At 48.2% G+C, this 11,309-nt stretch carries 8 protein-coding genes and 2 riboswitches; of the genes, 7 read left to right on the forward strand and 1 reads right to left on the reverse strand.

Annotated elements, in window-relative coordinates:
• Positions 1-87 precede the first annotated feature (87 nt).
• The 3 genes from QZ105_RS02610 to meaB are packed head-to-tail and all read left to right on the forward strand — an operon-like array spanning position 88 to position 5,718.
• Positions 88-2,328 carry a methylmalonyl-CoA mutase family protein gene (locus QZ105_RS02610; RefSeq protein WP_293728295.1) on the forward strand — a complete coding sequence of 747 codons (2,241 nt, stop codon included), beginning with the start codon at positions 88-90 and terminating at the stop codon, positions 2,326-2,328.
• Positions 2,328-4,523: a methylmalonyl-CoA mutase gene (gene scpA, locus QZ105_RS02615; protein WP_293728296.1), complete on the forward strand. Its 2,196-nt coding sequence runs from the start codon at positions 2,328-2,330 to the stop codon at positions 4,521-4,523. Before QZ105_RS02610 ends, scpA begins: the two co-directional genes overlap by 1 nt.
• A gap of 19 nt (positions 4,524-4,542) precedes the next feature.
• The gene (gene meaB, locus QZ105_RS02620) at positions 4,543-5,718 is read left to right on the forward strand and encodes a methylmalonyl Co-A mutase-associated GTPase MeaB (RefSeq protein WP_366935965.1); all 1,176 of its coding nucleotides are present in this window, start codon (positions 4,543-4,545) and stop codon (positions 5,716-5,718) included.
• A 150-nt stretch (positions 5,719-5,868) separates the two neighbouring features.
• Positions 5,869-6,002, forward strand: a riboswitch (adenosylcobalamin (AdoCbl) riboswitch).
• 386 nt (positions 6,003-6,388) lie between these two features.
• Here the strand turns inward: meaB and QZ105_RS02625 are convergent.
• The gene (locus tag QZ105_RS02625) at positions 6,389-7,321 is read right to left on the reverse strand and encodes a LysR family transcriptional regulator (protein ID WP_293728298.1); all 933 of its coding nucleotides are present in this window, start codon (positions 7,319-7,321) and stop codon (positions 6,389-6,391) included.
• A gap of 270 nt (positions 7,322-7,591) precedes the next feature.
• Here QZ105_RS02625 and QZ105_RS02630 point away from each other — a divergent pair, with 270 nt between their 5' ends.
• The 4 genes from QZ105_RS02630 (at position 7,592) to QZ105_RS02645 (ending at position 11,136) form a co-directional block, all read left to right on the forward strand.
• The gene (locus QZ105_RS02630; RefSeq protein WP_293728299.1) at positions 7,592-7,768 is read left to right on the forward strand and encodes a hypothetical protein; all 177 of its coding nucleotides are present in this window, start codon (positions 7,592-7,594) and stop codon (positions 7,766-7,768) included.
• A 326-nt stretch (positions 7,769-8,094) separates the two neighbouring features.
• Positions 8,095-8,301 carry a hypothetical protein gene (locus QZ105_RS02635; RefSeq protein ID WP_293728300.1) on the forward strand — a complete coding sequence of 69 codons (207 nt, stop codon included), beginning with the start codon at positions 8,095-8,097 and terminating at the stop codon, positions 8,299-8,301.
• A 14-nt stretch (positions 8,302-8,315) separates the two neighbouring features.
• Positions 8,316-9,611 carry an SLC13 family permease gene (locus QZ105_RS02640; RefSeq protein WP_293728301.1) on the forward strand — a complete coding sequence of 432 codons (1,296 nt, stop codon included), beginning with the start codon at positions 8,316-8,318 and terminating at the stop codon, positions 9,609-9,611.
• A gap of 325 nt (positions 9,612-9,936) precedes the next feature.
• Entirely contained in the window at positions 9,937-11,136 is a 1,200-nt protein-coding gene (locus tag QZ105_RS02645; RefSeq protein ID WP_293728302.1) for an acyltransferase, read from the forward strand.
• Positions 11,111-11,280: riboswitch (cobalamin riboswitch) on the forward strand. It overlaps the preceding gene by 26 nt.
• Positions 11,281-11,309: the final 29 nt, after the last annotated feature.

An 11,309-nucleotide genomic window follows, 5' to 3' on the forward strand; every position in this document is an offset into this window, starting at 1 on the left:
ATGATAAACGGAGGTGGTAGTGCTAATAAATTTATTTGCACCTAATCAAAGCAAACTAATATTTAATCTAAAAGGAGGATTATTTAGATGGCTGATGAACAAAAAATAGCTGCTGTTGAAGGCGAACGTCCGTTGACAGACCAAGAGCTGGAAGCTATGCTGCGTAAATCAGAAAAAGTAACCGAATTCCCCGAGGTTACCTTGGATGAATTTACCGAACCTGAATGGGACGAATGGGTGGAGGCATGCAATGCACTCTTAAAAGGCGCTCCCTTTGACAAGATTATGTATACGAAAAATTACGAGGGCATTACTTTCGACCCCATTTATCGCCGTAAAGAAATGGATCCCATCCTGCCCACAGATGATTATCCCGGTATGGGCGATTACCTGCGCGGCGCAACCTTGAATGGTTATGTACATGAACCTTGGGGCATTGCCCAGGCATGCGATGAAACTCTGCCCAGCGATAATAATGAGCTGCTGAAGGAAGAAATCGCCAAAGGTTCTACTGTTTATCATATAAAACTGGACAGCGCTACTTTGGCTGGCATTGACGCTAAAGACGCTGCTAAGGTCGGCGACGTAGGCGTAAATATCACTACTGCTGACGATATGAGCACTCTGCTGAACGGTCTGAAACTGGATAAATATCCCATCATGATTTATGCAGGCGCAGGCGCTAAAGGTATTCTGGCGCTGACTGAAGCGGCTTTAAAGGGCGCAGGCAAAGAACTGAAGGGCGTAAAAGGCGTTATCGGCGCTGACCCGATTGGCGAGCTGGTAGTAAACGGCAAAACGAATACATCTTTGGAATGCTTGTATGATGAGATGGCAGAAACCATCAAATATTGCCGCGCTAACGCTCCCCTGATCCGTCCTGTATATGTACGCAGCGACTGTTTTACTGATGGCGGCGCAGAATCCGTACAAGAAGTTGCTTACACCTTTGCAACCGCAGTTGAATACATTCGCGCTATGCAGGCTCGCGGCATTGAACTGAAAGATATTGCAGCATCCCTGTATTTTGCCTTTAACCAAGGCGCTAACTTCTTCATGGAAATCGCTAAGCTGCGTGCAGCTCGCCAAGTATGGGCTGCTATTATGGAAGCCTTTGGCGCAGATGTTGAAGATCGCGCTATCATGGTACATGGCCGCAGCGCTCGCTTCACCAAGACTGTTATCGACCCCTATGTAAATATGCTGCGCAACTGCACCCAAACATTCTCCGGTGTTGTAGGCGGCGTAAACACTTACGAAAACCCGCCGTTTGACGAGTTGATTCGTAAAGGCGACGTCTTCTCCCGCCGCATTGCACGTAACCTGCATGTAATGCTGCAAGAAGAGTTTGGTATGCTGTGCCCCATTGACCCGGCTGGCGGCTCTTGGGCAGTTGAATCGCTGACCAAACAAATCGTAGAAAAGATTTGGGCTGAATTCCAAAAGATTGAAGGAATGGGCGGTATGGTTAAAGCTTTGGAAGCAGGCTATCCTCAAGCTCAAATTGCCAAGACCTTGGAAGAACGCTTTAAAGCTTTGGAAATGCGCAAAGACCGCGCTGTTGGCGTCAACATGTATCCTAACATGACGGAAGAACCGTTGGAGCGTCGCGAAGAAGATACGCCGAAGCTGAAGAAACAACGCGAAGCCGCAGTAGCAGCTTACGTTGCCGATATCGATACCAATTATCTGGCAGGCAAACTGGCGAACGTCGTTACCGTAGAAGGCGCTATCGAAGCGTTCAGTAATGGCGCTACGCTGGGGCAGGTTGCTGCAGCAGGCTGCAAAGCTACTGCAATTGCAGAAATTACTCCTATTGCAGCACATCACTGGACCGAGCGTTATGAAGAACTGCGCTTTGACACTGAAAAATACGTGAAGGAAACCGGTAAGAACGTCGAAGTATTCCTGGCCAATATGGGACCCATCCCGCAGCACAAGGCTCGTGCAGATTTCTCCACCAGCTTCCTGCAGGTAGGCGAATTCAACGTACATCTGAACAACGGCTTCCAAGACGATGAGGGCAAACCGGGTTCCCGTTATGAGAAGTGCGTAGCTGCGCTTAAAGAAGGCATTGACGGCAAGGGTACTCCTTACGATGTAGCGGTAATCTGCTCCACCGATAAAACTTATCCTGAAGACGTGCCTGCTTTGGCTCCTATGCTGAAAGCTGCTAACCCCAACATGACGCTGTTCTTGGCCGGTGCTGCGCCCAAAGATTTGGAAAAAATCTATCTTGAAGCCGGTGTTGACGATTTTATCAGCGTAAAAGCTAACTGCTTCGCTACCTTGAAGAAACTGCAACAGAAGAAGGGGATGATTGAATAATGAGCATTAATCCTGATTTCACTAAAGTGTCTATTCCAGATCATCCGTCCTGTTCCTATGACGAATGGAAGAAAAATCTGGAAGCAAAAATGGGCGAGAATTACGACGCCCTGTACGATACTACCTTGGAACGTATTCCTAAAGCTCCGCTGTACACCAAGGACATCTACGATAAATGCAATCATTTGGACTTTATGAGCGGTATTCCTCCGTTCCTGCGCGGGCCGTATTCCACCATGTACGTATTTCGTCCCTGGACTGTACGCCAATACGCAGGCTTCTCCACTGCGGAAGAATCCAACGCTTTCTACCGCCGCAACCTGGCAGCAGGCCAAAAGGGTCTGTCCATCGCGTTCGACTTGCCTACCCACCGCGGTTATGACGCAGATAACCCTCGCGTAGTCGGCGACGTTGGTAAGGCAGGCGTATCCGTTTGCTCCATGCTCGATATGAACATCCTGTTCTCCGGTATTCCTCTGGACCAGATGTCCGTATCCATGACCATGAACGGCGCTGTATTGCCTATTCTGGCATTCTTCATCGTATCCGGCGAAGAGCAGGGCGTTGATAAATCCATCATGGCGGGCACTATCCAAAACGATATCCTGAAGGAATTCATGGTTCGTAATACTTATATTTATCCGCCTGCTATGTCCATGCGTATCATCGGCGATATTTTTGAATACACTACTAAATATATGCCGAAGTTCAACAGCATTTCCATTTCCGGCTACCACATTCAGGAATGCGGCGCAACCTGCGATTTGGAACTGGGCTACACACTGGCCGACGGCATGGAATATATCCGCACCGGCGAAGCTGCAGGCCTGCCTGTTGATGCATTCGCTAAGCGTTTGTCCTTCTTCTGGGATATGGGCAAAAACTACTTTATGGAAGTTGCCAAGATGCGCGCTGCCCGTGTACTGTGGGCTAAGATCCTCAAGAGCTTCGGCGCTAAGAACCCGAAATCTATGGCTTTGCGTACTCACAGCCAAACATCCGGCTGGTCCCTTACCGAGCAGGATCCGTTCAATAATATTTCCCGTACCTGTATGGAAGCCATGTCCGCAGCTTTGGGCCATACCCAATCCCTGCACACCAACGCTCTGGACGAAGCCATCGCTTTGCCGACCGACTTCTCCGCACGTCTGGCGCGCAATACCCAGCTGTACATTCAGGACGAAACCAAGGTCTGCAAGATTATCGACCCGTGGGGCGGTTCCTACTACGTCGAATATCTCACCAACGAAATCATTCGCCGCGCCTGGGCTCATATCCAGGAAGTCGAAGCTTTGGGCGGCATGGCCAAGGCTATCGCTACCGGCTTGCCTAAGATGCGTATCGAAGAATGCGCAGCCCGTCGTCAGGCTAATATAGACAGCGGCAAAGAAACCATTGTCGGCCTGAATAAATACCGTCTGGCTAAAGAAGATCCGCTGAACGTATTGTCCATCGATAACACCGCAGTACGTAACGCACAGATTAAACGTCTGGAAAAACTGAGAGCAGAACGCGACGGCGAAAAAGTTCAACGCGATTTGGAAGCTATTACGCGCGCAGCAGAAAGCCGCGACAATGGCAACCTGCTGGAGATGGCCGTACAGGCCGCCCGCGACCGCGCTTCCCTGGGCGAAATTTCCGACGCAGTCGAGAAGGTATCCGGCCGTTTCAACGCCGTTATCCATACCGTATCAGGCGTATATTCCAGCGAATTCAGCGGCAACGACGATATGGAACAAGCTACTAAGCTGGCAGACGAGTTTGAAAAACTTGAAGGCCGCCGTCCGCGTATCTTCCTGGCTAAAATGGGTCAGGACGGACATGATCGCGGTCAAAAAGTATTGGCAACCTCCTTTGCCGATATGGGCTGGACCGTCGACGTTGGCCCGTTGTTCCAGACTCCAGAAGAATCCGCGCAAGACGCAGTAGATAACGACGTAGATATGGTTGGCTTCTCCTCCCTGGCCGCAGGCCACAAGACCTTGCTGCCGGCTATCGTTGAGGAACTCAAAAAACGCGGCCGCGAAGATATCATGGTCTGCATCGGCGGCGTAATTCCTGCGCAGGATTACGACTTCTTGTACGAGCACGGTGCGGCAGGCATCTTTGGTCCCGGCACCAATATTCCTAAATGCTGCATCCAGCTGCTGCAAATGCTGGTAGACCGCGCTAAAGCTGAACAGGCTGACGAGTAGTAGGGACGAGGTGAGCTAAATGCCTGAAACTGGTGAAAAAGACATTAGGCCGAGTTGGGTACCCCTGAAAAAAGACCCCAACTTTGCCTGCTCTGTGATGGGCGGGATCGACAGCGCCGTAAACGCTGTCTCAGAGGAGAAATATAACCCTGTGGATAAAATTAGGAAATTCCCCTTGAGGAAAAAACCTAGTCCTGAAGAGTTGATAAAAGGAGTCAGTGAGGGCGATCGTAAAACCTTATCCCAAGCTATTACGCTGATTGAAAGCAATGCTCCGAAAGATTTTGATAAGGCGCAGCGCGTACTGCAAGCATTGCTGCCGCGCACCGGCAAAGCCTTGCGCATCGGTATTTCCGGTGTGCCAGGCGCCGGCAAGAGCACCTTTATCGAAGCTTTTGGCCAAATGTTGTGCCGTCAGGGCTATAAGGTCGCTGTTTTGGCAGTCGACCCTACCAGCTCCATCACCGGCGGTTCTATTTTGGGCGATAAAACACGTATGCAAATGCTTTCCCGCGAGCCTAACTGCTTCATCCGTCCGTCTCCGGCCAAGGGTACTTTGGGCGGCGTAGCGCGTAAGAGCCGCGAAACCATGCTTTTGTGCGAAGCTGCAGGCTGCGACGTTATTCTGGTGGAAACCGTAGGCGTAGGCCAGTCTGAAATCACGGTTCGCTCCATGGTCGACTTCTTTATGCTCATAGTGCTTACGGGTGCTGGCGACGATTTGCAGGGCATCAAGAAAGGCATTATGGAGGTAGCCGACGCTATCGTGGTCAATAAAGCCGATGGCGACAACCTGCCCAAGGCCATCGTTACCCAGGGCGAATACGAGCGTATGATCGAATTCATCCGCCCGGCAACGGAAGGCTGGAAGACGCACGCTTACCGTTGCTCTGCCGTAACCAAAGAAGGTTTGCTTGAACTGTGGGCTGTTATGAAGCATTTTGAAAAGCTGACGAAAGAATCCGGCGCTTTTGAAAAACGGCGTAAATCGCAGACACTGTCCTGGGTTAACAGCATGATCGACGAACATCTGCATAATTTGTTCTTTGAAGACCCAATGATTAAAGGACGTTTGCCTGCGGTTATGGAAGCGGCCGTCAACGGCGTAGTTTCTCCCAGTCAGGCCGTTACCGAATTGATTCGCGCTTTTGATATCGATAGGGCGGCAATACGGCATTACGACAGTCAAAAATAGCAAGCATGTGCTTGGACCAGAAAGCGGAGCGATAGCTCCGCTTTCTTTGCTTAGTAATCTTATTAGCACAAGATATCGCAAGAAAAAATTCTATAAAATCTTCTCTAGAGTCTTGACATTCTTAATGATAATGAGTATAATTAAAACATCAAATCAATATTTCGTGTAAAGTGCTAATTGGTGTAAATCCATACGGTCCCGCCGCTGTAACAGGCTTGCCTGAAGTCAGCAAAGTGCTATACACAAGCATATGCTTGGCCTGCGAGCGACAGGAGAGATGTTAACAGATAAGGTGCTGTTTATGTGAGAGTGGCAGTTCCCTTAAATGAGCGCATTAAACCGCTTCTGCTTGCAGGAGCGGTTTTTTATCGACTAAGCAAGCGGGACGAAATATTGATTTCCAAAATCTACTGGAACATAAGCAAACCGGACATTTGCTTTTGCATATTATTCATATGCTGTTCTGATAATCTCTTATCAATTCTCCTTATCCTTCTCCTCCATTTTATGTTAGCTTGTTACAGGGGTGTGGCAACGCTAAGCAGTAAAAAAGCCGCCGTGCAGGCGGTTTTTTTATTTGTAAATTTGGCAGGCTGCAAAAAAGCGTTAGCTACGTCGTTACGGCGATACGGCTAACGCTTTTGTTTTTATGTGATTAGCTGCTTGCGGTTCACAGCGTTTCGTTTTTCAGCAATGCTTCTAAATCGCAAACCTGCTGGCTGCCGCGGGTGCGGGCGTAAAAGCGCAGGAAGTGCTGCGCCGCTACGGAAAGCGGGCGGTCCTTGACCTTGACTACGGTTTTATAGACGTCGGCGTTCAGGTCGGCTATCTTTTTGATAACGAAGCCTTCGCCTAAATCCTCGCCCGGCTCTACGGGCACGATAGAAATAGCCGCCTTAACCTGCGTCCAGGCCAGCGCCGTGCTGCGCGTAGTGCTGACGCAGGTGACGCGGGGCATAACGCCCGCCTGCTCGCAGCCCTTGAGAAAGATATCGGCAGACCCGGCGGAAAGGCTGACGGGAACATTATGCAGGTCCTTGAGCTCGACGCAGGGCTTATCGTCTTCTAAAAAAACTGATTCGTGGTGAAAAACGGCGGCCAGCTCCTCGTCGCGGCGGAACAGTATTTCAAAATTATCCTGATGATTAACGGGAACGCTGAAAATGCCCAGCTCCGTGATGCCGTTGAGCAGCTGCTGGCTTTGCTCGTTGATACCGGCTTCATACAGCTCGCATTTTATATTGGGGTAGAGCTGGCAGAAGCCCTTGAGAGAGGATTCAATAAAAACCGGCGAACGGGAATTGGCTATGCTGAAGCGCAGCGTGCCGATAACGCCGCCCATGATATTTTCAATTTCATTGCGGGCCAAATCCTCCAGCGAGCACATATATTTAGCCTTTTGATAAAGAGCGCGCCCTGCTTCCGTTAAAAGAATCTGGCGGCTGCCGCGCTGGGTGAGGATCCGCTTAGCGCCAAAATAGTTTTCCAAATTGCGCAGCTGTTTGCTCAGCGCCGGCTGAGCGATATGCACATAATCGGAGGCGCCGGTAAAGCTGCCTGCTTCGACTATGGCAAGAAAGTTACGGTAGGTATCTAATTCCAAACGATTCACCTCCAAAGTAAGATATAAAAATAAATAGGATATTTTCTTGATTTACTAAATCAGTTTAGCATATTGAGAAAAATAAAGCAACCTGCAAATGCAAAATCATTTACAGGGAAATTTTGCTGCCAAAGAATATATTGCTTAGTTATAATTTTAATTCCTATTAGGTATTTTTATTATTAAGATTTTTGTTGTATACTGTTACCAACAAAGGCAAGAGGCCTTGTGAATACAGCTTGTAAGAATTTAGCAAAGGAGTAGATCATCATGGAAGCAAAGCAAAACATTCAACAAAAAACCGGTGTGTACGCTTATCTGCAAAGAAAACGCAATGCAGCAGCTCAAGTATTTCCTCATCGTGGTCAGGATGCAGCAGATTTCATTAAACGCATTCAAGGCGCTAAGCTGTCCGATTCTTCCGTTAGAGCGCTGAAAAGGGGCTGATTGGAATGCAGCTGCAGGTATTGTTCAGCCGTTGGCTGAAAATTATGGATAGGGATTTTTACTGGAAGTATCTGAAGACAGTTCTGTTATAACGAATGCTACGATTAAATCGATATAGACCGGCTTGAGAAAGGTATTGTATCTCCCACCTCCTTGTATATCTTTCTCCAGCCGGTTTTTGTTTGCCTGTGTTTATAAGGAACATATACTGATTTTAGCATAACTTTAATGCCAATCAGGTATTTTTCTTATTTCGGAATATATTGTATAATCTATAACAGTCAAAGGGAACTCTCTAATAATAAAAAGAAAGGAGCTGAGTCAGATTGGATGTAACTCTCATCATTGATAACGAAAATGAAAAGGAAGAATCAAAAATTCGGGAGTACCTGAGACAGGTGGATAAAAAGTTTTATTATCGCGCGATTGAAAACCGTAAGAAGGAAGGACTGGTCTTTCCCCATCGCGGCGAGGATGGTAAGCTGTTCGCCAACACGTTCCAATACGTAAATCTTTTTAAAGACAAAAAATAAACTGGAGGGATAGTATGAGTCCGGCAATTAAATGCTTAATTCTTTTGGCAGTAGTCGCTCTGCTCTTTGTCACTGAAATGATTCCGTTGGCAATGACGGCAGTAATGGCGGCTGTAGCCTGCAGCGCTTTGGGTTTGGTGCCCGAAAATCAAATTTTCCTGGGTTTGGCAGATTCTACCGTAGTTTTATTTGGCGGTATGTTCGTAGTTGGCGCTGCTATGTTTTACACCGGTTTGGCGCAAAAGATCGGCGGCGCTGTAGTAAAGCTGTTTGGCAAAGGCGAAAACAGCTTGATGTTCGGTATTATGATTATTGCGGCTTTAATGTCCGCTTTTCTTTCCAACACCGGCACTACGGCTTGCCTGATTCCGGTAGTTCTGGGCATTTGCGCTAACGCCAAACTGTCCAGCTCCCGCGAGCTGATGCCTTTGGCCTTCGCCGCAGGCTTGGGCGGCACCATTACCCTGATCGGCACACCGCCTAACATTCTGGCTAACGTAGCCTTGAAGGCCGCCGGCATGGAAGACCTGCAATTCGGCTTCTTTGAATACGCTTACATCGGCATTCCAATTACGGTTGCCGGTATCATTTATATGATGTTTGTTGGCAAATACTTCCTGCCCGACGATGTAGTGAATGTTGAGGCTGACGTAGAGCAGGAATTTGAAGCCAACGCTACCAGCACCAAAAAGCAGATCATCTGCGGCGTGATTATGACAGGCGTTATCCTGTGTATGGCTACCAGCCTGGTGCCCTTGGAACTGGCTGCTGTTGTGGGAGCGGTACTGTGCGTACTGACAGGCTGCATTACCGAAAAGCAAGCTTATAATTCCATCGACTGGGTAACAATCTTCCTGTTTGCAGGCATGATTCCCGTAGCTAACGCTATGAATTCCAGCGGCGCAGGCAAGCTGATCGCTGAAGCTACCGTCAACATGATGGGCGGCGATCCTTCTCCCTACACTGTTACCGCCGTACTGTTCTGCTTGGCTGTGGTGCTGACTCAGTTCATGTCCAACACCGCGTCCAAAGCTCTGCTGTGCCCGGTTGGCATCGCGCTTTCCGCACAAATGGGCGCTTCTCCGAAAGCCGTACTGATGGCTATTCTGATTGCCTCCAGCTGCGCTTTCGCTTCTCCCGTAGGCACTCCTCCGAATACCCTGGTACTGGGCCCCGGCAAATATAAATTCATGGACTATGTAAAATGCGGTTCCGGTTTGGTTGCCGTATGCCTGGTAGTATCCATTCTGGTTATTCCGGTAGTATGGCCCTTCTTCCCCGCCGCCGGCGCAGCAGCCGCTGCCGCTTAAAGCATATAAAAATTTTTCAAAACAACAATTTTCTCCTTAAAAATTTTCTTGAGATACAAATTTTACACTTGCTTGGATCAGACAAATCAATAGATGAATGCACAATACCTTCTTCTTGATATACTTGCTTAGGGGACATTGGCAAATATGTTAGGAACTTTTTGAAAGACAGCCTTCTACTGCGTTGGACAGAGCGCGGCAGAAGGCTGTTTTACCTTTTATCGTCCGCAATTTATTCCTTGACGTTATAGCTGGCATAGCGAATCTGTATTTTTAACGGCGCGCGTCTTGTAGTACAATAGGGCCGGAGAAAGAAGATGTTATTATGAGTATTACTTTAGTTTTGCGGGGCTTTGTCGTGCTGGGCGTCATGCTGATGCACACCGCCTGGTATTTCAGTCAGGCCGGGGCTGCGTCATGGGTAGCTATTGCCGAGATGCTGCTGGATATTATTTCTTTGTTTGCCGTTCCCTTGGTGATGTTTGTTTCCGGCTATATTTTTATCAACCATCATCGTCATGCAGACCATTACCAATGGAGCTTTTTTAAAAAGATGTGCTTATCGGTACTGATGCCCTATGTATTATTTTCCTTATTATATTTGGCGATTGCCTGCTGCTTCAGCGACGCGGCGTATAGCTGGCGGCAGATAGGCTATTTGCTGCTGACGGGCAGCAGCGCTGTGCATATGGGCTTTTTCAGAGCTTTATTTGGGTTTTATGCCGTATATCCTTTAATTTTGCGCCTGTTTAACCGCATCCGTTTACAGCAAAAGCTGCCGTATTTTTTAATGCAGGCTGTGCTGCTGCAGCTCTTATGGAAGATAGCCAATAATCTGCCGCTGACAAGCCAGTACGCAATTGGGCTGGTAGAAGCGCTGTCTTTTTTGCGTTATTTAGCCTATTTTTGCTTTGGCATGACCGCTTATGTTTATCGTAAAGGCTTTCTGCGCTGGATAGATACGCACCACTTTTTGCTGATAGGTATGTTTTCCCTGTCGCTGCCGGCGGTAGCGGTGTGCTGGCTGGCAAAATATTACTGGCACAGCCTGCATATTTTGGAATTCGTTTGCCTGCCGCTGAATTTACTGCTGTATACCATTACCATTGCCGTGCTTTTTCGCTGCGCTCATTCCTTGGAGGAGCAGGACAGCCTGAGCAAGCGCTTTATGATGTATTTGGGGAATTATTCCTTCGGCTTGTTTTTAATCCATATTATTTATATGTACGCAGGCAGTAAAATGCTGGAGCTTTTACATCTGACGCCGCAGAATTTGAGCTTTTATCCGCTGCTGTTTATAATTATGCTGGCTTTGAGCCTGCTTTCCGTGGAGCTGCTGGTGAAAAGGGTCTGGGGACGTTATTGGGTGGGGCGCGTAGAAGGCATGAATTGGCGCAGCGTAAGGGGTAAGAGGATAGGCAGAACTTATTCTTCTAAAAAGTTGACTTATGTTACAAAATGCGCTATACTGTTATTGAGAAAAAATATCAAAAAGAGTAAAATATTTAACCGTATCGGGTGCTGACGCTTAATAGAGAAACAGGTTCAAAGCCTGTGCTGTCCCGCAGCTGTAATGCCGAGCCGCGTTCTATAGCCACTGGGAAACTGGGAAGGAGGAACGCAGCCATGACGCAGAGCCAGAAGAACTGCCCGATATGTTGTAGTTGCTATGCTGCGAACGACAGTATGAAACAAAGG

Source organism: uncultured Phascolarctobacterium sp. (assembly GCF_905212365.1).
Taxonomy (GTDB): domain Bacteria; phylum Bacillota; class Negativicutes; order Acidaminococcales; family Acidaminococcaceae; genus Phascolarctobacterium_A.

Bases quoted from the DNA above. Each gene is read 5' to 3' on its own strand.
- QZ105_RS02610 (WP_293728295.1), top strand. From the start codon at position 88: ATGGCTGATGAACAAAAAATAGCTGCTGTTGAAGGCGAACGTCCGTTG.
- scpA (WP_293728296.1), top strand. From the start codon at position 2,328: ATGAGCATTAATCCTGATTTCACTAAAGTGTCTATTCCAGATCATCCG.
- meaB (WP_366935965.1), top strand. From the start codon at position 4,543: ATGCCTGAAACTGGTGAAAAAGACATTAGGCCGAGTTGGGTACCCCTG.
- QZ105_RS02630 (WP_293728299.1), top strand. From the start codon at position 7,592: ATGGAAGCAAAGCAAAACATTCAACAAAAAACCGGTGTGTACGCTTAT.
- QZ105_RS02640 (WP_293728301.1), top strand. From the start codon at position 8,316: ATGAGTCCGGCAATTAAATGCTTAATTCTTTTGGCAGTAGTCGCTCTG.
- QZ105_RS02645 (WP_293728302.1), top strand. From the start codon at position 9,937: ATGAGTATTACTTTAGTTTTGCGGGGCTTTGTCGTGCTGGGCGTCATG.